Below are 23,021 nucleotides of genomic sequence, written 5' to 3'. Positions count from 1 at the left end.
TGCGGAGCAGGCGTCCGAGATCGCGCCAGGATGGAGTAAAAAAGCGGTCGGCATCTTTGCGGACTTGCCGCAGCCGGCGCCGCGCTGGCGAATCTTGGCGGTGGACGCGGGCGCCGGACTCGCTCATGGACGCGCCTCCGGCGTGCCGGAGAGACTTGGAGCGTTCGGCGGGTTCGGCCCCGCCGATGATGGCGTCGCGAATGGCGCCGAATAATCGCGGCGTGGCGCAGTAAAGCCCTCCACCGCCCGCGAAGACCTGTTCGATCGGATTGAAGCCATGAAACCCATCGAACGTATCGACGCGGCAGACATTCCCGGCGGCGGCCAATTATGGCTGATGCAGTGCGGGTCCGATTTCTCGATCCAGTTCGGCGAGGACGAACTGATGGGCAGTCAGGACTTCGATTCCGAGAAGGCCTTGGCGTCGCTCGCCATCGGGCGGATGGGGCCGCGGCGGGACCGTATCCTGATCGGCGGACTCGGTATGGGGTTCACGCTCGGCGCAGCCTTGTCCGCGTTGCCGGACAGCACCGCGATCGTCGTCGCGGAACTCGTGCCGACGGTGGTGACATGGGCGACCGGCCCGCTCGCGCATCTGTTCGGCGGACATCTCGCCGATCCGCGCGTCTCGCTGGCGATCCGCGATGTCCACGACGTCATCATCGATTCGCCCGAGGGCTTCGATGCCATCCTCCTCGATGTCGATAATGGCCCCGACGGCTTCATTCGCCCGGCCAATGACCGGCTCTATTGCAACTGGGGGCTGCGCTCCACCTATGCCGCGTTGCGCCCCGGCGGCGTGCTTGCGATCTGGTCGGCCTATGACGATGACGGTTTCGTCGATCGGCTGGTCGGGGCGGGCTTTACCGTAGACAGCGCGCGGATCGACGCGGTCGGTAGCCGTGAACCCAAACATTATACGATTTGGCTGGCGATCAAACCGGACATCGTCGTCGCGGCAAACGGCTGATAGTCGGCCCGTATCAGCAGCATGACATCGGCGTTTCGGAATATATCCTGGCCGCGCCGGTTGATTAATCCGGGAATATTTGTATAGCGGTCTGGCTATTGTCGCCTGCGGCGGAAATCAACGCTTCCGGGCTGAGTCTTCCATTTCACGCTTCCTGGCCCCGTGCGCTTCCACGCGCGGGTCTTCCCACCTAGCGAAAGGAACGCTCTCATGCCAATCGGCAAAGTAAAATTCTTCAATAACGACAAGGGCTATGGCTTCATTGCGCCGGAAGACGGCGGCAGCGACAGCTTCGTCCACATCACCGCTGTCGAGCGCGCCGGCATGTCGACGCTCGAGACCGATCAGCGCGTCTCGTATGACATCGAGAATGACAAGCGTGGCAAGGCTTCCGCAGTGAACCTGCAGAACGCCTGAGCCGACAGGCTTTAAGCCGGCGCCGGGGCGAATGTGGGGAAACCCCGTTCGCCCCGGCTCCAGCGATAGCCCACTTAACAAACCGACTCTGAGGCCGATTCAGGCGAACGCCTTGTAATCGTGCTTCACCGCCTTCGCGGCGGCGCGCGCATGGCCGCGCAGCCAGCCCGAATCGCGCTGCGCCGCATCGGCGCGAACCGCAGCGACCCGTTCGATATCGCCCGCATGGCAGGTCGCGATCTCGCGACCCATCAGCCGCAGCATCTCCGCCGACATCAGCACCGCACCCGCATCTTTCACCTCGATCTTGCGGCTGTTGGGCGATAGCCGCCGCAGCACCAGACCGTCCTCGACCCGGTAATGCGGATCGACCGCGCGCGTCGCCGCATGGGCGATCGTGCCGGCAAGGATCGTCGCGTCGCTGCCGGGTCCGAACGCCGCCCAGGCCGGCGGCAGGATCGCCTTCACCTCCCGCACCACCGGACCGCCGAGCCACGCGATCTGCGCGGTATAGCGCGGCCTGCCGAGGCTGCCGGTGCCGGCGGTGCGGGCGAACACCGGCAGCGGATCAACCTCGACTGGCAACGCTGCCGCCAGCGCCGCGTGGAAGCGCCCCGGCGCCGCCGCTCCGGCCCTGCGCGCCTTGCCGCCGGGCGCGAGCTTGCGCCACCAGTCGGCGCGTTCCTTCTCCGGCAGCATGATCTCGCGACGCAGCCAGCGATGCTCGCGTTCGAGGATCAGCGGGTGCGGCTTGGCGAGGCCGGCAACATAGCCCTCCCACAGCGCGTCGCAGATATCCTCCGCCGAATCGCCACCCGCCAATAGTGCGGAGGCGGCGAGGCGGACGAGGTCGAGCGACCACGGCATCACCGCCGCGTCGTCGAAATCGTTGGCGCCCCACACCAGCCGGCCCTCGGCATCGCGCCACGTCCCGAAATTTTCGAGATGCGTGTCGCCGATCGCCAGCACCGGCGGCATATCGGCGAGATCGGGGCAGACCGTCAGGATCGTCTCGGCCCAGCGCCAATAGGTCGCGCGCAGGAAGACGAGGGCGTCCTTCGCCATCTTCGCGCGCTTGCGCACCAGATCCTTCTCGACGATCTCGTCGCCGAGCTGCGCGCGCAGCCAGTCTTCGTAGCGCTCGATCGACTCATGGATATCGCTCATCCGCCGACCCTAGGCCGATCGCGCGGACTTACGCCATCACGTTGCGCCCGCGCGAGACCCTGGCGGTATGGCCGATGCTCGCCGCAGTCGAATGCGCCTTGATCGTATCGACCATGATCCAGTCGTTGGTCGCGCTGTCTGGGGTGAGCGTCAGCGCCATATAGCCGCGACGGCTGGTGTCGCACCATTTGAGTTCGGGATTGCCGGCGACCAGCGCCGCCGCGACCGTCTTGGGATCGATGCCCATCTGCGATTCGTAGCCGGGCGAGGTGACGCTATGCCCGGCGAATTCGACGCCGGCGGGCTTGCCGTCCTGCCCGAGATCATAGGCCCAGGCATTGTGGCTGTCGCCCGACAGGACGAGGAGATTGGCGCCCATCGTCTGCGCCGAGCGCAGGAACCGCGCGCGCGCGGCCGGATAGCCGCCCCAATTGTCGTAGTTGAACGGCAGGCCGAGCTTGGCCGCCGCGATGCCCGCCGTCACATACGCTTTCGCCCCAGAGGGGGCTGTCGGCGCGACCCAGCTTGCCGCGATCTCGGGCATCACCGTCTGCCCGAGGATCGTGCCGAAGCCGACCAATTGCCAGCGCTGCCCCTGCTTGACCGAGGCGCGCATCGCGTGCGCCAGCCAGCTTTCCTGCTGCGACCCCATCATCGTCTTGGCGGGGTCCATCCACGCGCCGTCGCGGAACGCTTTCAGCGCGGCGATCGGATCGGCCTGTTGGAACAGTGGCGCGATATCGGGCTGTTGGGTACGCGCGAGCAGCCGGGTCTCGGTGCGGAACAAAGTCGCGAGTCCGCCGATGTCATAGGCCTTCCACGGTTCGTCCGAGATCGGCATCCACTCGCGATACGCCTGGATCGAGGCGATCTTGCGCAACGTCCAGTCGCCCTCGTTCGCCTGATGGTTTTCGGCGCCGCCTTCCCAGCTATCGTTCGCCGATTCGTGATCGTCCCATTGCGCGATCATCGGCTGGAGCTGGTGAAGGCGCTGGAGATCGGGGTCGCTGCGATAGCTGGCGTAGCGCAGCCGGTAATCGGTGAGGTGGATCAGCTCGCTCGCCGGCTCGGGCACGCGCCCGCCGACTGCCTCCGCCGGGGTGGGGTAATGGTTGCGATCATATTCGTAGAGATAGTCGCCGAGGTGGATGACGAGATCGATGTCGTCGCGCGCGGCGGCATGGCCATAAGCGTTGAAATAGCCGAAGGGCATGTTCGAGCAGGAAAAGATCGCGGCGCGGAAGCTCGGCACCGGCCCCTCGGGCAAGGTGCGCGTGCGGCCCACGGCGGAGAAGGTGCCGTCGGGCGCGATGAAGCGGTAGTGATAGGTCGTGCCGGGCTTCAGCCCGTCGAGCGTGATCTTGGCGGTATGGTCCCGCCACGGCCCGGTGATCTGCGCGCCGCTCGCGACGATGCGGTTGAAGTCGGGCGTCTCGGCGATCTCGACGCGAAGCTCGACCGCGTCGCCGCCGGCGGGCACGTAGCGCGTCCACAGCAGCATCGAATCCGAGGCTGGCTCGCCGCTCGCCACCGCATGGGTGAAGCCGCGCCCGTGCGTTACGTTCGGCGTCTGCGCGAAGCCCGGCACCGCGAACGCGCCCAGCCCGAGCGAGCCGGTCAGCAGGAAGGAACGACGATCTAGGCGGGGCGTGTGAGCGGTCATGACAGCGACATCCTTATGGCGTTGCGCGCGCTCTGCTCCCGGGTTGTTTCGTGGTCGTGACATGGCCGGCGATGGCGCTTACAGGGGCGCGCAGATGCCGCTTCCCCAGTCCGCGCCGCCCCCGCATTTCGCCCGTCGGTTCGACGTCACGCGCTGGCTGATCCTCGTCGCCGTGGCGCTCGCCGCGCGCGCCGTCACGTTCGGCGACCCGGTCGTGCATGTCGATGAGGAATTCTATTTCGCAACGGCGCGCGGGATGTGGCAGGGCGCGCTGCCGTTCGTGGACATCTGGGATCGTAAGCCGATCGGGCTGTTCCTGCTATATTGGCCGGCGGCTGGCCTGCCGCTGGCGTGGGGCATTCTGGCCTATCAGATCATGGCGCTGGTCTCGCTGGTGCTGACCGCGCGGCTGGTGTTCTGGATGGCGGAGCGGGCCGGCTGGGGCGCGGGCGCGCTGCCCGGTGCGGTCGCCTATCTGCTGTGGCCCGATCTCCTCAACGGCGTCGGCGGGCAGGCGCCGATCTTCTACAATTTGCCGATGGCGGCGGCGGGTGCGCTGATCGTGCTGAGCGCGCAAAGGCACCGCCGGTTGCTCGGCGCGGCGGCGATGGCGCTGGTCGGGATTACGCTCCAGATCAAATATAGCGCGGTGTTCGAGGGCATGTTCTTCGGGCTGTGGTTGCTGATGCGCGAGTGGCGTGCGCGCACCGCGTTGTGGGTACTGGCGGGCTATGCGGTGCTGCTCGTCGCGCTGGCGCTGCTGCCGACGCTGATCGCCTACGCCGCCTATCTGGATCGCGGACAGGCCGACGCCTTCGTTTATGCCAATTTCGGGTCGATCGCGCACCGCAACGCCAATCCGCTGCCGGAGATGCTCGGCAATATCGGCGTGCTGGTGCTGCTGCTGTCGCCGCTGGTGGCGATGGTGTTCGGCGCGCGCGGTCGCGTGGGGCAGGGCGATGCGAGCGCGCGGGCGTTCCTGTTCGCATGGTTCGTCGCGGCGCTGCTCGGCGTCGCCGTGTTCGGCACCTGGTTCGACCATTACGGCCTGCCTGTGCTCGTGCCGGGCGCGGCCTGCGCGGCGGGGTTCTTCGGGCGGGCGGACATGCGGCGGCGGGTGACGCCGGCGATCCTGCTGCTGGTCGCGCTGGTCGGGCAGATCGCGGTGGTGGTCAACATCCACAATCGCGGCACCGCCGCCCAGTTCGCGCGCATGGCCGAAGCAGTCGGGCGCGGCCCCGGCTGTCTCTACGTCTATTCGGGCTCGACGATGCTGTATCCAGCGACGGGGCGGTGCCGGCTGTCACGCTATGTCGTGCCCGCGCATCTCAACCGCGCGCGCGAAAGCGGCGCGACCGGCGTGGATCAGGCGACCGAGGTGCGCCGTATTCTCGCCGCGCATCCCGCCGTGGTGGTGATGCGGCCGCCGTTCCGGGGCGAGCGCCCCGAGATTCGCGCGATCGTGGTCGCGGCGATGGCGCACGGCTATCACCGCGCCGCCACCGTGCCGATGGGGAACGAGCGCATCGTGATCTACAAGCGCTAAACCGGACGGATCAGGCTACGTTGAGTCGCTTGCCGTCGCGCTTGGCGCGGACCAGGCTCTCGTAATAGTCCATCAGTTCGACAGTATGCTCGCGGTCGCTGCGGACCTTGCCGGCGGCGACGCGCGCGGCCCGGCGCAGCAGCGGCTGGTCGCGCGCGAACAGCCGCGCGATCGCCAGCGCCGCCGAACCGGCGTCGCGCGCAGTGTACAGCTCGGACGAGCGCGGATCGGCGACTTCGGCGCAGCCGCCGGTGTCGGGCACGATCAGCGGCAATCCCGCCGCCATCGCCTCCGACGCGACCAGACCAAACGGTTCGGCCTCCGATCCGTGGATCAGCGCGTCGCAGCTCGCCATGATCCGCGCCAGCCGCTCGCGATCATAGACCGGGCGGAACAGCCGGATATGCGGGCTGCCGGCGACACGCTTCTCGATCTTCTGCGTCTCGACGCCAGCGCCGAGCAGGATCAGCCCGACGGGCAGATCGGCGCCGGCGCGCTCGACCGCGTCGATCACCAGCCGCCAGCGCTTCTCGGGATGATGCCGCCCGAGGCCAAGCAGCAATTGCCCATGCGGCGGCAGGCCGCACTGCGCGAGCAACGCGGCGCGCAGCCGTTCGTCGCGCAGATCGGGCGAGAAATGGCCGATTTCGATGCCGAGCGGCATCGACGCGTCGATCCGCACGCCGCGCGCCTTCAGCCGTTTCTCCAGCGCCGGGCCGTTGGTGACGACCGCGTCGAAATGGTCGAGAAAGCCGGTCATGTAGCGGCTGTACCAGAGGAACGCGCGCTCGATCCGGTCGATCGGCGCGAGATGCTCGAACCAGCGCAGCGCATAAGCGGCGACATTGTCGTTGTGCATGAAGAACGTCTTCACCGCATCGCCCTGCCACCCGCCGACGATCCACGGTGGCCGCCACGGCGACGACGTCTCGACCAGATCGGGCTGGAGCCGGTCGAGCGCATGGGTGATCGGCGCCGGGTCCCAGAACAGGCCGTAATTGCGGTCGAACGGCAACCGCCCGGCCTTGATGTAGACGACGCGCCCGCCGCCGGGCCGCTCCTCGATCTCGTTCCTCTCGCCCGGCGCGATCACGATCAGTTCGTGGCCGAGATCGGACATGATGCCCATCTTGCGATCGATATAGGTGCGGACCCCGCCGCCGGTCGGGGAATAGAATTCGTTGACGTCGACGATCCGCATCGCGCTCAGCTCCCGGCGTTCATCGGGCCGAAGCCGCCGAGGCCACGCAGATATTGCGCGTGGATGTCGGTGGTGACGACGCCCTCGGGTACGGTGATCGTCGCCATGTCGAGCCTGGGCCGCGCGCGCCCGAGCCGGACGTTGCTCGGGAAGCCGGCGCCGTCCGACCAGAAGTTGAACTTGTTCTTGCCGTCGCGGTTGTGCGTGAACAGCAGCGCGTATTTGCCCGGCGTCGGCGCCTTGATGCACAGCGAGATCGCGCCGGTCGCGGGCGTCGGCACGCGGACGCGGCGGAAGAACTTGCCTTCCTTGATGAGATCGCGATCGTCTTTCAGGAAATCGGCGTCGTTGGCGGGATAGAGTTCGAGCTTCAACTCGCCGATCCGGTCCTTGAGGCCATCGACATTGACTCGGATCGCCGGGCCGCCGCCGCTGGTGCAGGCGGCGCTGTCGCTGCCGAGCACGCCGGCCTGCGCGGCAGCGGGGGTGCCGCCGATGGCGACGAGGGCGGCGGCGAGCGCCGCCAGACTACGAACCTGCATTTCTCTTCCTCAACAGCCCGGACAGGCTGAACAGCGCGACCAGCACCACATGGACGACGAGCGTGAGGCCCGCCGTCAGGGCGACAAGATTCCTGACCTCGTCACTCTGACCGATAAGGGGAGTGGATAAGGCGAAAAAAAGGTCTTTGTTTGGCACGAGTGGCAGGCGGGACACGATCATCCTGAGCGCCGCGAGCAGCAGCCACATGCCGACCGATTCGCTCGGCATGCCGAAATGCCAGGTCAGCGCGACCAGCACCGATCCGGCGATGAGCCGCAGCACATGCACGCCGAAAATCCACCACAAGGTCCGCCGCGCCAGCGAGAAGACGCGTTTGGAGAAGATCAGGAACGGCAGCGACATGAAGAACACGATCACGGTCGATCCGATCGCGATGTGCTGTTGGTGCGGCGTGAGCAGGCCGAGGTAGAGCGACAGCGCGATCGCGGTGATACCCAGGGTAACGGCATTGCCGGCGATTGCGGAGAGGATGCTGACATCCTTCACCGCGCCGAACGGCGCCGCCACCAGCGACGTGCGCTGCCGCGCCCAGGTGTAGAAATACGCCTCGCCCGAATAATTGAGCATGTCGTTGGCGATGCGTTTCTTCGCCAGCGCGACGAAGCCTTCCGGCGGAATCCGCCACAATTTCCGAAAGATGACATAGTCGCCCGTCACCGACGAGAAATAGAGCATCAGGAAGAAAACATAGAACCACGGGCTGGCGGGAAGCGCTTTGACCAGCCCGGTGAGGCCAGTCGCCAGCAATTGCCGCCCGAGCAGCAGCACCATCACCACCGTCACCGCCGCGCCCAGATAGGAGGGCCAGCGGCGCTTGAGGGTCTGCATCGGCTCAAGGCCCGCCAGATCGGGAGGAAGGGGAACCGGAGCGTCGACGATACGAGCCGGCGCCGCCGCCCCGAAGGGAAAATTGTCCACCTGGATAGTCCGTAACCGCTCGATCGCGTCGAGCACAGGCGGCGCTTAGCCGGATATCGGCCGATCGGCAAACCGGATCGGACTCGCCCGGAACCAAACAATGCTCCAAGTTTGTCGTAGTTCCCGCATTTTCGCGCCGCAACATTTTCCGTGTCGGTTGCGAAACTTTTGCGACAATCACGGGTTACGAAGGGCCTGATGCTCAGCCCGCGCGCCCCATCTGCCCATATCCTGACATATGCGCAGACGCTCAAGGGCGGCGGTGTCGAAGACGCCTTGCTCCGTCTGGCGGCGGGGTGGGTCGCGCACGGCAGGCGGGTGACGCTGGTGATCGGCGAGGCTGCCGGCCCGCTCGCCGCGAAAGTGCCGTTGGGCGTCGAGGTGATCGAACTGGGCGACGCCACCTATCTCGGCATGGTCGGCGTGGCGGAGATCGCGGCGCGGCTCGGGCCGGACCTGATTTTCTGCCCCGGCAACCATTACACCGCCGTCGCCGCCTGGATACGGCTGCGGCTGGGCGGCGCCTGTCCGCCGATCGTCGCCAAGGTCTCGAACGCGCTCGACCGCCGCGATCAGGGCTGGCCGCTCGCGCCGGCCTATCGCGTGTGGCTCGGCTGGCATCGCCATTTCGTCGATCATCTCGTCGCGATGACGCCGGCGATGAAATCCGAGGCGATCCGCACGATCGGCTTGCCCGCAGCGAAGCTCAGCGTCATCGCCAACCCGCCGGTCCAGCGCGTCGCCGGTGCCGCGCGGTCGCCGGTGCCCGCCGGGCGCTTTCTGCTCGGCGTCGGGCGGCTTGCACCGCAGAAGCGCTGGGATCGGCTGATCGCATCGTTCGCCCGGCTTGCCGATCGCGATATCAGCCTGATGATCCTCGGCGAAGGCGAGGCGCGTGGCGCGCTGGAGGCGCAGGTCGCCGCCTTGGGGCTGAGCGAGCGGGTGATGCTGCCCGGCCACGTCGCCGATCCGACCTTCGCGATCGAGCATGCGGCGGCGCTGGCGCTGGTTTCCGATTTCGAAGGCGTGCCCGGCGTGCTGCGCGAGGCGCTGGCGGCGGGCACCCCGGTGGTCGCGACCGAATCGAGCGTCGCGGTGCGCGAGATCGTCGCGTCGCCGGCGCTCGGCACGGTGGTCGATGCGAACGACTCGGCGGGGCTGGTCGCGGCGCTCGACCATTGGCTCGCGCCGGGTCGCCTGCGCCCCGCGCCGGTGCCGCAGCCGGGCGCCGATTCGGCAATCGCCTATCTCGCGCTGTTCGACGATCTTGTGCTGGCGCGCCGTGCCGGCATCCGCGCCCCGGCCAGCGTTCCGGCTTTGGCCTTGCCGATCTGCGCGTCGTTCCTGCGCGCACCGGTTCGCGAACGCGTCTGACCCCGGCGCTTTCGCAACGCGTCAGGCCCTATCGATCAGAGTCTAGCCGTCGGCCTCGACCGCCGCATCGGCATCCTTACGCGCGGTACGCTCCGAATTGCGCTCCAGTGCGACCTTGATCATCGCCGTCATCGGATCGGCGAGCGCGAGGCCGAGCACGCCGAACAACGTGCCGGTCAGGATCTGCGCCGACAGCGTCAGCGCCGGCGGCAGATCGACCGTTTTGCGTGCGACCATCGGGATGACGACATAACCGTCGAAGGTCTGGATCACGAAATAGATCACGATCGCCAGCACGCCGGTATGGAGCCCCGCGCTAAAACCGACCGCGACCATCATCAGCCCGCTCACGATCGCGCCGATATTGGGGATGAAGGCCAGCACGCCGGTGATGATGCCGAGCACCAACGCCATCGGCACGCCCGCGAAGGCGAGCGCAATGCCGGTCATCACGCCTTCCAGCGCCATGCCAAGCAACCGCCCGGCGAGCAGGCTGCGCATCGTCTTCGCCATCCGCTCGATCGTGATGGCGAACTCGCGGCGCGTGTCGGTCGGCAGCATCCATTGCAGCCCGGCCTCGTAGAGGCGCGGCTCCATCGCGATGAACAGGCCGATCACCATCACCATCACCAGGCTGGTGAGCGCGCCGATCGCGGTGCCGACCCAGGAGGTGAGCTTGCCGAACGAGCCGAGCGCCTGCTGGATCATGCCGTTGATATCGGCCTTGCCCGGCATCAGCCCGATGCTCGAGAGCCACGCCATCAGCCGCATCGCCTGCGCCATCAGCGTGGCGCGCAACTGTTCGAACTGCGCGGCGACCTGCATCCCGGTCAGATAGCCGGTGCCGATGATGAAGATCACCGTCAGCACCACGACGATCACCAGCCGCCAGACTCGCGGGATCGGCAGCACCTTGCCGAGCAGCCGCACGCCGCCGTCGAGCATCGCCGCGAACACCAGCCCGCCGAAGATGATGAGCAGCGGCTGGATCAGCAGCACGACCAGCGCGATCGCGCCGCCCATGCCGAACCACACGGCTGCGCGCTTCATCTCCTTGCGGACGAAGGGATCGCGCATCTCATTGGGGCCGGGCTCGGCCGAGATTTCGATCGGTACGGTCTCGCTCACTGCGGGTTCCGCGCCGGATGGAGCGAGGTGCCCGCGCGGCCGCCACGGAACGACTGCCCCCAGGTCAGCGGGTTCCACGTCCCGCCACCGCTCTTCGAGAAGGTGATGAACTCCGCGCGACCGCCGAGATATTCCCACGGCACCGGCCCGCCGAGGCCGAGATCGGGCGCGGCGAGCGGGAAGCGGCTGTCCGAACTGCGGTCGCGATTGTCGCCCATCAGGAAGACGTGGTTGGCCGGGATCTTGACCGGGCCGTAATCGTCGCCACGGCTGTAGCCGAGCTCGACCGTGTCGTAATGGCGGCCGTTGGGCAGCGTCTCGGTGACGAGCGGCAGCCGGCAATAGGCCTTGCCGTCCGCGCCCGTCTCCAGCGCGCCCGGATAGACGTCATCGCTGCACTTCGTATTGGTATCGACCGGGATCAGCGCATCATGGATGGGGCCGCGTTGCAGCGCGACGCCGTTGATGAACACCACGCCGCCCTTCACCTGCAACGTTTCGCCCGGCAGGCCGATCACGCGCTTGATGTAATCGGTCTCGGTGCCCGGCGGCGTGACGATCACGACGTCGCCGCGCTCGGGCAGGCGGCCGAACAGCCGGCCATGCATGAACGGCAGCAAATGGAAGGTCGGCGAGATGAACGACCAGCCATAAGGGAATTTGCTCACCACCAGTTGATCGCCGATCTCCAGCCCCGGCAGCATCGATTCGGAGGGGATGTAGAACGGCTTGGCGATGAAGGTGTGGAAGCCGAGCACGGCGAGGACCAGCCAGACGATGCCGCGTACCTCCGCCCACCAGTCGGTCCGGCGCGCCGGCGCGGGGCGGGCGGTCTCGACCGGTTCGTGTACGGGGTCCAACGCTACGTCCTCACTCATTCCGTCAACTTCCTGTACGCGGTACGGCTTCGATGATGACGAACGCCTGTGCCCAGGGGTGATCGTCCGTCAGCGTCAGATGCACCAATGCGACGTGGCCTTCGGGCGTGATCGCGTCAAGCCTCGCGCGCGCGCCGCCAGTCAGCGCCAGCGTCGGCGCGCCCGAGGGGGCGTTGACGACGCCGATATCCTTCATGAACACGCCGGCGCGGAAGCCCGTTCCCACCGCCTTCGAAAAGGCTTCCTTCGCGGCGAAGCGCTTGGCGAGCGTGCCCGCCTTGGTGAGTGGCCGTCGCGCCGCCTTGCGCTGTTCGAGATCGGTGAACACGCGCTGTTCGAAGCGCTCACCGAAGCGGTCGAGCGAGTTCTGGATACGCTCGATATTGCACAGGTCAGAGCCGAGGCCGATGATCATAAAGCCCCGTCGCCCCGGCGCAGGCCGGGGCCGCTGCGCAATCTGGCGAACCGGTTGCCCCACATCCAGCGGCCCCGGCCTGCGCCGGGGCGACGGTGATCGCCAATCACCGCGCCGCGTCCATCGCGTCGCGCATCCGCTTCACGCTCTCGGCCAGCCCGAGGAAAATCGCCTCGCCGATCAGGAAATGGCCGATGTTGAGCTCGCGCACCTGCGGGATCGCGGCGATCGGTGCGACATTGTCATAGGTCAGCCCGTGGCCGGCGTGGACCTCGATGCCGTTCTTCGCCGCCAGCGCCGCCGCGTCGGCGATCCGCCGCAACTCCTCCGCCTGATCCGCGCCCGACAGCTCGCAATAGCGGCCGGTATGCAGTTCGACGACCGGCGCGCCGAGCCGCACCGCCGCGTCGATCTGCGCGGCCGAGGGTTCGATGAACAACGACACGCGGATGCCCGCCCCCGTCAGGTCGGCGACGAGCGGCGCGAGATGGGCGAACTGCCCCGCCGCGTCCAGCCCGCCCTCGGTGGTGCGCTCCTCGCGCTTTTCGGGGACGATGCAGGCGGCGTGCGGGCGATGTTTCAGCGCGATGCCGCGCATCTCATCGGTCGCTGCCATTTCGAAGTTGAGCGGGATCGTCAGCTCGGCCGACAGCCGAGCGATATCGTCGTCGGTGATGTGGCGCCGGTCCTCGCGCAGATGCGCGGTGATGCCGTCCGCGCCAGCCTCGGCGGCGACCAGCGCCGCGCGCACCGGATCGGGATAGCCCGCGCCACGCGCATTGCGCACCGTCGCGACATGATCGATGTTGACGCCGAGGCGGAGTGTGTTGGTCACGCGGGCGCACCCTTTCCGTTCGTGCCGAGCGAAGTCGAGGCACCTGCGTTCCGGGCCTGTCCCTCGACTTCGCTCGGGACGAACGGGGCGGGGGTGGCGACCGTCACGCCGCCGCCCGGCTGCCGGGCTTGATCGCCCGGATCGCCGCAAGCTCTGGCGGCAGCGCATCGGCGGCATAGGTTGGCACGTCGATGCGGACCAGCGGGAAGAACGGCACGCCGAGATCAGCGGTCCCGTTCGAGCGATCGACCAGCGATCCCGCCGCCACGGTCACGCCGCCCGCGCGCCCGATCGCCGCGATCGCCTCGCGCGAGGACAGGCCGGTCGTGACCACGTCCTCCATCATCAGCACGCGCGTGCCGGGCGCGAGGCGGAAGCCCCGGCGCAGTTCGAACACGCCCTCGGGCCGTTCCAGGAACATCGCCTCGACGCCGAGCGCGCGGCCCATCTCGTGCCCCGCGATCACCCCGCCCATCGCCGGCGATACGACCGCCTGAATGCTGTCGCGAATCTCCGCCGGCAAGCTGGCGGCGAGCGCCTCGGCCAGCCGCGCGCCGCGACGCGGGTCCATCAGCACGCGCGCGCATTGCAGGTAGCGCGGGCTGCGCAGCCCCGAGGACAGGATGAAATGCCCTTCGAGCAACGCGTCGGCGGCGCGGAATTCGGCAAGGACTTGGTCTTCGGTCATCGGCGCTGGCTCGGCAGGTTGGGCGGACAAGGTGCGCCTGATTAGGAGGCGTGTCGCTCGGGCGCAACGCCGGGGACGTGCGGCATCGCCAAATAAACACGGCTTCGTGCTTGAGGGCGGCGGGTCGCTTGCGTATAGGTCGGAAAAATTGGGCGTAATCTCGCCCGGCGTCGTAGCAGGACTCGGCGTATTCTACAGGGGCGAGGATACGGGATGCGGATCATGGGCTTGAAGGGCATCGTACTTGCGGCGGGCCTCGCGCTTGCCGGCTTGGGGCAGGCTGTGGCCGCCCCCGCCGCGCCGCCGGCAGCGCCCGCTGTGGCGGCTGCTCCTGCCAAGGCCGATCCGATGCTCGCGATGGACGGCGCGCCCGCGATGCTGCCGGTCGCCGGAATCGGCATGCCGGTCGACGGCAAGGTCACGATCCAGCCGCAGGTGACGCCGAATGGCCGTCGCGCCTTGTGGTTCCATGACGTCATCCTGTTCCCGCTCATCACGATCATCTGCGTGTTCGTGCTGCTCCTGCTCGCCTGGGTGGTGGTGCGCTATCGCCGCGCCGCGCAGCCGGTGGCGACCAAGACCTCGCACAACACCATCCTCGAAGTGTTGTGGACCGGGTTGCCGGTGCTGATCCTGCTCGGCATCGCTTTGCCGTCGATCGGCCTGCTCAACGCGCAGTACAAGCCCGCGCCAGACAATGCCGTGACGCTCAAGGCGATCGGCAACCAATGGTATTGGTCGTATCAATATCCCGACAATGGCGGGTTCGAGATCACGGCCAACATGCTGAAAGAGCCGAAGGAAGTCGGCAAGGGCGAGCGCGCCCGCACCGATGCCGACGGCCCGCGCCTGCTCGCCACCGACAACCGCGTTGTGCTGCCGTACGGCGTGCCGATCCGCCTCATCACCACCTCGAACGACGTGATCCATAGCTGGGCGATCCCCGCGTTCTGGATCAAGCTCGATGCGGTGCCGGGGCGCCTCAACGAGACCAGCTTCACGATCGAGAAGCCCGGCGTCTATTTCGGCGTCTGCTCCGAACTGTGCGGCGCGCGCCACGGCTATATGCCGATCACGGTCGAGGCGGTGTCGCCAGCCGTATTCGCGCAGTGGGTGAAGGCGAAGGGCGGCACGATGCCGACCGGCAAGCCCGCCGCCGCGATCGCCGCCGCGCAGCCGTTGCCCGAAACGGGCGCTGCGTTCGAAGCGGGCAATTCGACTGCACCCGTCGATAATGCGACGGAGCAAGCTCCTACAGTCACTCAAGGCGCGACGGCCAATCCCGCCGGCGCCGGCAATGCGGGACAATAAGGCATGACCGACACCGCGCTCCATCCGTCCGCCTTCGAGGCGCATGGCGACCACGGCCACGGCCACGCGCATCATGACGCGGACCACAAGCCCGCCTTCTTCGCGCGTTGGTTCATGTCGACCAACCACAAGGACATCGGCACGCTCTACCTGCTCTTCGCGATTTGCGCGGGGATCATCGGTGGCGGGATTTCGGGGCTGATGCGCGCCGAACTGTCGCAGCCGGGTATCCAGTATCTCAACTATTGGGCGGCGTGGCTGCCCGGCGGCGAACAGGGCCTCGACCATTCGCTGCACCTGTGGAACGTGCTCATCACCGCGCACGGCCTCATCATGGTGTTCTTCATGGTGATGCCCGCGATGATCGGCGGGTTCGGCAACTGGTTCGTGCCGATCATGATCGGCGCGCCCGACATGGCGTTCCCGCGCATGAACAACATCAGCTTCTGGCTGCTGATCCCCTCGTTCACGCTGCTGCTCGCCTCGCCGTTCTTCGGCGGCGCCGGCACCGGCTGGACCGTGTATGCGCCGCTCTCCACTTATGGCGAGCCGGGGCCGAGCGTCGACATGGCGATCCTGTCGCTGCATCTCGCCGGTGCGTCGTCGATCCTCGGCGCGATCAACTTCATCACCACCATCTTCAACATGCGCGCGCCGGGCATGACGCTGCACAAGATGCCGCTGTTCGTCTGGTCGGTGCTGGTGACGGCGTTCCTGCTGCTGCTGTCGCTGCCCGTGCTCGCCGCCGCCATCACGATGCTGCTGACCGACCGCAATTTCGGCACGACCTTCTTCGATCCCGCCGGCGGCGGTGATCCGATCCTGTACCAGCATCTGTTCTGGTTCTTCGGCCACCCCGAAGTGTACATCATGATCCTGCCGGGCTTCGGCATCGTCAGCCATGTCATCTCGACCTTCTCGAAGAAGCCGATCTTCGGCTATCTCGGCATGGCCTATGCGATGGTGGCGATCGGCGTGGTCGGCTTCGTGGTGTGGGCGCACCACATGTTCACCACCGGCCTCAGCGTGAACACCAAGATGTACTTCACCGCCGCGACGATGGTGATCGCGGTGCCGACCGGCATCAAGATCTTCTCATGGATCGCGACGATGTGGGGCGGTTCGCTCACCTTCAAGACGCCGATGCTGTGGGCGATCGGCTTCATCTTCATGTTCACCGTCGGCGGCGTGACCGGCGTGGTGCTCGCCAACGGCGGCATCGACGATTACATGCAGGACAGCTATTACGTCGTCGCGCACTTCCACTACGTGCTGTCGCTCGGCGCGGTGTTCTCGCTGTTCGCGGGCTTCTATTACTGGTTCCCCAAGATGTCGGGGCGGATGTACAACGAAGCGCTCGGCCAGGTGCATTTCTACATTTTCTTCATCGGCGTGAACATGCTGTTCTTCCCGATGCACTTCCTGGGGCTGCAGAACATGCAGCGCCGCGTGCCGGATTACACCGATGCGCTCCAATATTGGAACCACTTCGCCACGATCGGCTATATGGTCATGGCGTTCTCGATGATCTTCTTCTTCGTCAACATCATCTGGTCGCTGTTCGCGGGCAAGCCGGCGGGTGACAGCCCGTGGGGCGAGGGTGCGACGACGCTCGAATGGACGCTGTCGAGCCCGCCGCCCTACCACCAGTTCGAGACGCTGCCGGTGATCGACGGCGGCGATGGCCATCACTGACATGGGTACGGCCGCGATCGTTTCGGGTCGCGGCCTTTCCGCAAAGGTCGCGCGCCTGTATGGCGCGGTTCCATCATGACCGTCACCACCGCACCTTCCCCCATCGTCCCGGCGCACGCGCGCGATTTCCTCGCGCTCACCAAGCCGCGCGTGATGAGCCTCGTCGTCTTCACCGGCCTGTGCGGGATGCTCGCCGCGCCGGTGCGGATCGATCCCGTGATCGGCTTCACCGCGATCCTGTGCATCGCGCTCGGCGCGGGCGCGGCCGGCGCGCTCAACCAATGGTATGAGGCCGATCTCGACGCCAAGATGCGCCGCACCGAACGCCGCCCGCTCCCCGCCGGACGCATGGACCGCGAGACCGCGCTCCAGTTCGGCGTCGGCCTGTCGGCGTTCTCGGTGATCCTGATGGGGCTGGCGGTGAATCTCGTCGCCGCCGCGATCCTGGCCGTGTCGATCCTGTTCTACGTGCTGGTCTATACCGTCTGGCTCAAGCGCCGCACCCCGCAGAACATCGTCATCGGCGGCGCCGCCGGCGCGTTCCCGCCGCTGATCGGCTGGGCTGCCGCGACCGGCGGCGTGGCGCCGCTGCCGCTGCTGCTGTTCGCGCTCGTCTTCCTGTGGACGCCGCCGCATTTCTGGGCACTCGCGCTGTTCATGCGCAGCGATTACGGCGCGGCGGGCATCCCGATGCTGCCGGTGGTGGCGGGCGAGCGCGTCACCCGGCGGCAGATCGGCCTGTACACGATCCCGATGGCGCTGACCGCACTCGCGCCCTGGGCCTTGGGGCTGAGCGGCATGCTTTATGGCGCGGTGGCGCTGGTCACGACCGGGGTGTTCGCCGGGCTTGTCGTGCATGTCGCGACGCGCACCACTGGCCCCGACGACCGGATGGTGCCGGAGAAGCGGCTGTTCGCCTGGTCGATCCTGTATCTGTTCATCATCTTCGGCGCGGTCGTCGCCGACAAGTGGCTCGCCTGATGGCCAAGCGCGATGACGAGATCCGCGCGCGGCAACGCTCGCGCGCGCTGGTGCTGGGGCTGATCCTCGGCGCGTTCGTGGTGCTGGTGTTCGCGATCACCATCGCCAAGATCAAGGCGGGGATGGCACATTGAGTCCGAAGCTGCGCACCGCATTGCTGGCGATGATCCCGCTGGTGTTCATGACCGGGCTGGCAAGCGCGAGCGTGCCGCTATACCGGATGTTCTGCCAGGCGACCGGCCTCAACGGCACCACGCAGCGCGCCAACGCCGCGCCCGGCGCGGTCGATCACACGATTCGCATTGATTTCGACACCAACGTCGCGCCGCACATGGGCTGGAAGTTCGTACCCGAATCGCCGAGCGACACGGTCGATGTCGGCGCGCGCGACATGGCGTTCTTCACCGCCACCAACACGACCGATCACACCATCACCGGCAGCGCGACCTTCAACGTCACGCCGTATCAGGTCGGCAAATATTTCACCAAGATCCAGTGCTTCTGCTTCACCCAGCAGACGCTCAAACCCGGTGAGACCGCACGCATGCCGGTGATCTTCTTCGTCGATCCCAAGATCCTCGCCGATCCCGATGCGAACGACGTGCAGACGATCACGCTCAGTTACACATTTTACCCGGTGGATTCCACGAAGACCAAAGGCTAGGGTGCCACCAAACCGATAAACGGGGACGAGAGAGATGGCCGGCGCTAAGAACCACGCATATCATATCCTGCCGCCGGACATCGCGCCGATCATGGGCGCGTTCGCCGGCGGCGTGATGGCGGTCGGCGGCATTATGTGGATGCACTCGGCGGCGTACGGCGGCGCGGTGTTCTTCCTCGGCGTGGCACTCGTCATCGCGACGATGTTCCTGTGGTGGGGCAAGGTTCTCACCGAGGCGCATGCCGGCGACCATACCCCCGTCGTCCAGCTTCACCTGCGCTACGGCATGGTGCTGTTCATCGCCTCCGAAGTGATGTTCTTCGTCGGCTGGTTCTGGGCGTTCTTCGATTTCTCGCTGTTTCCGCGCCCGCTGATCTACGATGCGGTCAGCCGCACCGTCAGCCTCGCCACCGATGCGGCGGCGGCGAACGCGGTGTGGCCGCCCAAGGGGCTGGAGGTGATCGACGCCTTCCGTTTCCCGCTGCTCAACACGTTGATTCTGCTGCTGTCTGGCACGACGCTGACGTGGTCGCACCACGCGCTGATCCACAACCAGCGCGGCGGCGCGCTGAAGGGGCTGTGGGGGCTGATCGGCGTCGGCGAGCATGACAGCGTAAAAAAGGGGCTGTGGCTGACGATCGTGCTCGGCCTGATCTTCAGCTCGATCCAGGCCTATGAATATTCGGAGGCACCGTTCCCGTTCAAGGGGATCAATTACACCTCGGCGTTCTTCATGGCGACCGGGTTCCACGGCTTCCACGTCATCATCGGCACGATCTTCCTGATCGTGAATCTCGTGCGCGTCTATCGCGGCGATTTCACTCCGCGCCAGCATTTCGGCTTCGAGGCAGCGGCCTGGTATTGGCATTTCGTCGACGTGGTGTGGCTGTTCCTGTTCGCGGCCATCTATGTGTGGGGCGGCTGGGGAGCGCCGGTCCACGCAGGTTGAGCGTGCGCTGGTGACGGCTCCCGATCCCGTGGCGCCGACACCGCCCAGTTCTACGCCGCCCACGACACCGCCGAGTCTCGTCGAGGCTTCGCTGAAGGGGCTGTGCCCGCGCTGTGGTTCGCCGACTTTGTTCAACGGCTGGACTGCCTTCGCCGATCGCTGCCGTGTGTGCGGGCTCGATATCGCGGGCTTCAATGTCGGTGACGGGCCGGCGGCGTTCCTGATCCTGATCCTCGGCGCGATCGTCGTCGGGCTGGCGATCTGGCTGCAACTCACGCTCGCGCCGCCGTTCTGGCTGCAGGCGTTGATCTGGATTCCGGTCACGCTCGGCGGCACGATGTGGTCGCTGCGCATCACCAAGGCGGCGCTGCTCGTCAGCGAATATCGCAACGCCGCGCGCGAGGGGCGAATCGCGCCTTGAAGCGACGCGTTCCGATCATCGCCACGCTGCTCGTCGCGCTCGCCGTCGCGGCGATGATCGGGCTGGGCGTGTGGCAACTCCAGCGCAGGGCCGAGAAGGAAGCGCTGCTCGCCCGACTGGCGGTGAACCGAGACCTGCCCGCGATCACTTTCCCGCGCGTGCCGCTCGGCGATGACCTGCTGTTCCGGCGCGCGGGCGCCCTCTGCCTGCAACCGGCGGGCTGGAGCAGCGAAGGCGGGCATGACGCGCGTGGCAAGCCCGGCTGGCGCCAGATCGCGCATTGCCGCACCGGCGCGGAAGGCCCGGGCTTCGCGGTGCAGATCGGCGTGAGCGGTGCGCCCAACACCAAACCGACATGGCGCGGCGGCAGGGTGGAGGGCTATCTCGCGTATGCGCCCGATCACCAGCCGCTGATCGCGGGGCTGTTCGGCCGCGTGCCCCGGACGCTGATCATCGTCGCCGATCCGCCGCTCGCCGGACTGGCGGCGAACCCGCCGGCCGATCTGTCGTCGGTGCCCAACAACCATCTCGCCTATGCGGTGCAGTGGTTCGTGTTCGCGGGGATCGCGGCGATCATTTATGCGCTGGCGTTGCGGAAGCGGGGCTGACCACCGCCATCGTCACCCCAGCGCAAGCTGGGGTCTTTCGCGGCTCTTGTCACGCGCTGTTCCGAAAGACCCCAGCTTGCGCTGGGGTCACGTCTAACGGGCGGCTGGGGCACCTGCTTCCAAAGGCTCAGCACGAACGGAGGGCAGGACGCCGCGAACGGCAGGTTGCGATGAACCGCACACGTCGCTAACCCGACCGGCCTATGCGCTACATCAGCACGCGCGGGGATGCGCCCGCCCTCGATTTCGAACAGGTCACGCTCGCCGGCCTCGCCAGCGATGGCGGCCTGTACCTGCCCGAAGCCTGGCCGAGCCTCTCGACCGAGGAGATCGCGGCACTGCGCGGCGCGTCCTATGTCGACACCGCCGTCGCGGTGATGGCGCCGTTCGTCGAAGGCACGCTCTCGCGCGAGGATCTGCGGAGCTTGTGCGAGCAAGCCTATGGCCGCTTCGCCCACGCCGCCGTCACCCCGCTTGTCCAGCTCGATCACCAGCATTGGCTGCTCGAACTGTTCCACGGCCCGACGCTCGCGTTCAAGGATGTCGCGCTGCAATTGCTCGGGCTGATGTTCGAGCGGTTCCTCGCCGGCTCGCAGCATCACGTCACCGTGATCGGCGCGACCTCGGGCGATACTGGCTCGGCGGCGATCGACGCGCTCGCGGGCCGTGCCGGCGTCGATATCTTCATGCTGCACCCCAAGGGCCGAGTGTCCGAGGTGCAGCGCCGCCAGATGACCACCGTGCTCGCCCCCAACGTCCACAATCTCGCGCTGGAGAATGCCAGCTTCGACGATTGTCAGGCGCTGGTGAAGGCGATGTTCAACGATCCTGATTTCTCGGGCACGTTCGCGCTGTCGGCGGTCAATTCGATCAACTGGGCGCGGCTGATGGCGCAGGTGGTCTATTATTTCTACGCCGCCGTCCGGCTCGGCGCGCCCGAGCGGCCGGTCGCGTTCGCGGTGCCGACCGGCAATTTCGGCGATGTGTTCGCCGGCTATGTCGCCGCGAAGATGGGCCTGCCCGTCGCCAAGCTGATCGTCGCGACCAACGTCAACGACATCCTCCACCGCGCGCTCAGCGCGGGCGACTATTCGCAAGGCACCGTCGTGCCGACACCGAGCCCGTCGATGGACATTCAGGTGTCGAGCAATTTCGAGCGGCTGCTGTTCGATCTTGGCGGGCGCGACGGGCATGCGCTCGCCGCGCAGATGCAGGGGTTCGAGGCGAGCAAGGCGATGCGGCTTACCAACGCGCAGGCCGGTGGCGCGTCGGCGCTGTTCGCCAGCGACCGGATCGATCTCGACGACATGGCGCTGGCGATGCGCTGGGCGAGCGAGGATGCGGGGCAAGTGATCGACCCGCACACCGCGATCGGCCTCGCCGCCGCGCGCCGCGCCGGGCTGCCGGCGGATGTGCCGGTGGTGACGCTCGCGACGGCGCACCCGGCCAAGTTCGGCGATGCGGTCGAGCGCGCCACGGGTATGCGCCCGAGCCTGCCCGCGCGCGTCGGCGACCTGTTCGACCGCGAGGAACGCTATGCGACGTTGCCCGGCACGTTCGAGGCGGTGACGGCGTATATCGCCGAGCGTGCGGTGGCGCGGTGAGGTTGCATTCCGCGCTTCTCCCCTCCCTGAAAGAGCAACGGGTGAACAGCGCCCCGCGCTGTTCAGGTCATGCCGGGGGCATGACCGACCCGTTGCTGGGTCGGGGGTGGGTCGGCTCGAGGCCGGCGCGGCGTTCCCCCGAGACCAACCCATCCCTAACCCCTCCCTTCCAGGGAGGGGAATAGGATGCAGCTTCAAACCCTCATCGCCGAACCGTGGCCTGATTACGGGCTGATCGACTCGGGCAACGGCCGCAAGCTCGAACGCTACGGCCGCTTCCGCTTCATCCGCCCCGAGCCGCAGGCGATGTGGGCGCCGGCGTCGGACCATTGGGAGGCCGACGGCGATTTCATCGGCGCGTCGGACGAAGAGGGCGGCGGGCGCTGGCATCTGTCGCGCGACGTGCCGCGCGGCGGCTGGCATGTGCGCTGGGAGGAGTTGCTGTTCACCGCGCAGAACACGCCGTTCCGTCACCTCGCGTTCTTCCCCGACATGGCACCGCAATGGGCGTGGATGCGCGAAGCCATCGCCGAGGGTGACCAGGTGCTCAACCTGTTCGGCTATACCGGCGTCGGCACGCTGGCGCTGGCGGCCAAAGGCGCGGGCGTCACGCATGTCGATGCCTCGAAGAAGTCGGTCGAGGCCGGCAAGGCCAATGCCTTCCTGTCCGATCTCGCCGACCGTCCGATTCGCTGGATGGTCGATGACGCGACCAAGTTCGCCGCGCGCGAGGTCCGGCGCGGCAAGCGCTATGACGGAATTTTCCTCGATCCACCCAAGTTCGGGCGCGGTCCCGATGGCGAAGTGTGGCGGCTCGAAGAAGGGCTGCCCGGCCTGATCGCGGATTGCCGCCGGCTGCTTGATGCCGACAGCAAGTTCCTGGTGCTGACCGTCTATGCGGTGCGGATGTCGGCGCTGGCGATCGGCGAGGTGGTGCGTCAGGCGCTCGGCGATCTCGGCGGCACGGTCGAGGTCGGCGAGATGGCGGTGCGCGAGGAAGCGCGCGGGCTGCTATTGCCGACTG

At 67.2% G+C, this 23,021-nt stretch carries 24 protein-coding genes; 14 read left to right on the top strand and 10 right to left on the bottom strand.

The window, feature by feature from the left end:
• The first annotated feature begins 277 nt into the window (after positions 1–277).
• Positions 278–970, top strand: coding sequence for a spermidine synthase family protein (locus EWE75_RS05470; protein ID WP_130155662.1), 693 nt, complete (start codon positions 278–280; stop codon positions 968–970).
• A gap of 210 nt (positions 971–1,180) precedes the next feature.
• Positions 1,181–1,387 (top strand): cold-shock protein, encoded by a 207-nt coding sequence (locus EWE75_RS05465; protein WP_069203688.1) that lies wholly within the window; start codon positions 1,181–1,183, stop codon positions 1,385–1,387.
• A gap of 99 nt (positions 1,388–1,486) precedes the next feature.
• Here the strand turns inward: EWE75_RS05465 and EWE75_RS05460 are convergent, their stop codons facing one another.
• Together EWE75_RS05460 and EWE75_RS05455 are read right to left on the bottom strand one after the other, a co-directional pair.
• Positions 1,487–2,554: a DUF2252 family protein gene (locus EWE75_RS05460; RefSeq protein ID WP_130155661.1), complete on the bottom strand. Its 1,068-nt coding sequence runs from the start codon at positions 2,552–2,554 to the stop codon at positions 1,487–1,489.
• A 28-nt stretch (positions 2,555–2,582) separates the two neighbouring features.
• On the bottom strand, positions 2,583–4,217 hold the full coding sequence (locus EWE75_RS05455; protein ID WP_130155660.1) for an alkaline phosphatase D family protein: 1,635 nt from the start codon (positions 4,215–4,217) through the stop codon (positions 2,583–2,585).
• 94 nt (positions 4,218–4,311) lie between these two features.
• Between EWE75_RS05455 and EWE75_RS05450 the strand changes: the two genes are divergently transcribed.
• Positions 4,312–5,763, top strand: coding sequence for a hypothetical protein (locus EWE75_RS05450; protein WP_231708225.1), 1,452 nt, complete (start codon positions 4,312–4,314; stop codon positions 5,761–5,763).
• 10 nt (positions 5,764–5,773) lie between these two features.
• On the opposite strand, the gene EWE75_RS05445 is transcribed toward EWE75_RS05450, so the two are convergent.
• Genes EWE75_RS05445 through EWE75_RS05435 form a run of 3 tightly spaced genes read right to left on the bottom strand, consistent with a single transcriptional unit; the run spans position 5,774 to position 8,446 of the window.
• On the bottom strand, positions 5,774–6,964 hold the full coding sequence (locus EWE75_RS05445; protein WP_130155659.1) for a glycosyltransferase: 1,191 nt from the start codon (positions 6,962–6,964) through the stop codon (positions 5,774–5,776).
• Between the two features lie 5 nt (positions 6,965–6,969).
• Positions 6,970–7,506, bottom strand: coding sequence for a DUF2141 domain-containing protein (locus EWE75_RS05440; protein WP_130155658.1), 537 nt, complete (start codon positions 7,504–7,506; stop codon positions 6,970–6,972).
• Complete coding sequence (locus EWE75_RS05435; protein ID WP_231708224.1) at positions 7,493–8,446, bottom strand: hypothetical protein; 954 nt, start codon at positions 8,444–8,446, stop codon at positions 7,493–7,495. The genes EWE75_RS05440 and EWE75_RS05435 overlap by 14 nt, the downstream gene beginning before the upstream one ends.
• Positions 8,447–8,644: 198 nt before the next feature.
• Between EWE75_RS05435 and EWE75_RS05430 the strand changes: the two genes are divergently transcribed.
• The gene (locus EWE75_RS05430) at positions 8,645–9,820 is read left to right on the top strand and encodes a glycosyltransferase (RefSeq protein WP_130155657.1); all 1,176 of its coding nucleotides are present in this window, start codon (positions 8,645–8,647) and stop codon (positions 9,818–9,820) included.
• Between the two features lie 42 nt (positions 9,821–9,862).
• On the opposite strand, the gene EWE75_RS05425 is transcribed toward EWE75_RS05430, so the two are convergent.
• From EWE75_RS05425 to pyrE, 5 genes are all read right to left on the bottom strand, one after another.
• Entirely contained in the window at positions 9,863–10,948 is a 1,086-nt protein-coding gene (locus EWE75_RS05425; RefSeq protein ID WP_130155656.1) for an AI-2E family transporter, read from the bottom strand.
• Positions 10,945–11,826, bottom strand: coding sequence for a signal peptidase I (lepB, locus tag EWE75_RS05420; protein ID WP_130155655.1), 882 nt, complete (start codon positions 11,824–11,826; stop codon positions 10,945–10,947). Before lepB ends, EWE75_RS05425 begins: the two co-directional genes overlap by 4 nt.
• A gap of 4 nt (positions 11,827–11,830) precedes the next feature.
• A complete protein-coding gene (gene acpS, locus EWE75_RS05415) occupies positions 11,831–12,241 on the bottom strand; it encodes a holo-ACP synthase (RefSeq protein ID WP_130155654.1) in 411 nt (136 codons plus the stop codon).
• A gap of 106 nt (positions 12,242–12,347) precedes the next feature.
• The gene (locus EWE75_RS05410) at positions 12,348–13,076 is read right to left on the bottom strand and encodes a pyridoxine 5'-phosphate synthase (RefSeq protein WP_130155476.1); all 729 of its coding nucleotides are present in this window, start codon (positions 13,074–13,076) and stop codon (positions 12,348–12,350) included.
• A 103-nt stretch (positions 13,077–13,179) separates the two neighbouring features.
• Complete coding sequence (gene pyrE / locus EWE75_RS05405; protein WP_130155477.1) at positions 13,180–13,764, bottom strand: orotate phosphoribosyltransferase; 585 nt, start codon at positions 13,762–13,764, stop codon at positions 13,180–13,182.
• Between the two features lie 213 nt (positions 13,765–13,977).
• On the opposite strand from pyrE, the gene coxB reads away from it, so the two are divergent.
• The 10 genes from coxB to EWE75_RS05360 form a co-directional block, all read left to right on the top strand.
• On the top strand, positions 13,978–15,075 hold the full coding sequence (coxB, locus tag EWE75_RS05400; RefSeq protein WP_130155478.1) for a cytochrome c oxidase subunit II: 1,098 nt from the start codon (positions 13,978–13,980) through the stop codon (positions 15,073–15,075).
• Between the two features lie 3 nt (positions 15,076–15,078).
• Positions 15,079–16,770 (top strand): cytochrome c oxidase subunit I, encoded by a 1,692-nt coding sequence (gene ctaD / locus EWE75_RS05395; protein ID WP_130155479.1) that lies wholly within the window; start codon positions 15,079–15,081, stop codon positions 16,768–16,770.
• A 75-nt stretch (positions 16,771–16,845) separates the two neighbouring features.
• The gene (locus tag EWE75_RS05390; protein ID WP_130155480.1) at positions 16,846–17,751 is read left to right on the top strand and encodes a heme o synthase; all 906 of its coding nucleotides are present in this window, start codon (positions 16,846–16,848) and stop codon (positions 17,749–17,751) included.
• On the top strand, positions 17,751–17,885 hold the full coding sequence (locus tag EWE75_RS26035; RefSeq protein WP_276204603.1) for a hypothetical protein: 135 nt from the start codon (positions 17,751–17,753) through the stop codon (positions 17,883–17,885). The genes EWE75_RS05390 and EWE75_RS26035 overlap by 1 nt, the downstream gene beginning before the upstream one ends.
• A complete protein-coding gene (locus tag EWE75_RS05385; protein ID WP_282432661.1) occupies positions 17,882–18,415 on the top strand; it encodes a cytochrome c oxidase assembly protein in 534 nt (177 codons plus the stop codon). The genes EWE75_RS26035 and EWE75_RS05385 overlap by 4 nt, the downstream gene beginning before the upstream one ends.
• 34 nt (positions 18,416–18,449) lie before the next feature.
• Positions 18,450–19,364, top strand: a complete 915-nt coding sequence (locus EWE75_RS05380; protein WP_130155481.1) for a cytochrome c oxidase subunit 3 — start codon at positions 18,450–18,452, stop codon at positions 19,362–19,364.
• Between the two features lie 28 nt (positions 19,365–19,392).
• Positions 19,393–19,785: a DUF983 domain-containing protein gene (locus EWE75_RS05375; RefSeq protein ID WP_427915770.1), complete on the top strand. Its 393-nt coding sequence runs from the start codon at positions 19,393–19,395 to the stop codon at positions 19,783–19,785.
• On the top strand, positions 19,782–20,393 hold the full coding sequence (locus EWE75_RS05370; protein WP_282432662.1) for an SURF1 family cytochrome oxidase biogenesis protein: 612 nt from the start codon (positions 19,782–19,784) through the stop codon (positions 20,391–20,393). Before EWE75_RS05375 ends, EWE75_RS05370 begins: the two co-directional genes overlap by 4 nt.
• Before the next feature lie 203 nt (positions 20,394–20,596).
• The gene (gene thrC, locus EWE75_RS05365) at positions 20,597–21,997 is read left to right on the top strand and encodes a threonine synthase (protein WP_130155483.1); all 1,401 of its coding nucleotides are present in this window, start codon (positions 20,597–20,599) and stop codon (positions 21,995–21,997) included.
• Between the two features lie 186 nt (positions 21,998–22,183).
• The coding region (locus tag EWE75_RS05360; RefSeq protein WP_130155758.1) for an RsmD family RNA methyltransferase at positions 22,184–23,021 on the top strand (838 nt) is incomplete at its 3' end.

This window comes from Sphingomonas populi (assembly GCF_004208535.1).
Classification (GTDB): Bacteria; Pseudomonadota; Alphaproteobacteria; order Sphingomonadales; family Sphingomonadaceae; genus Sphingomonas; species Sphingomonas populi.
This window is presented reverse-complemented; position numbering and strand designations above follow the sequence as displayed.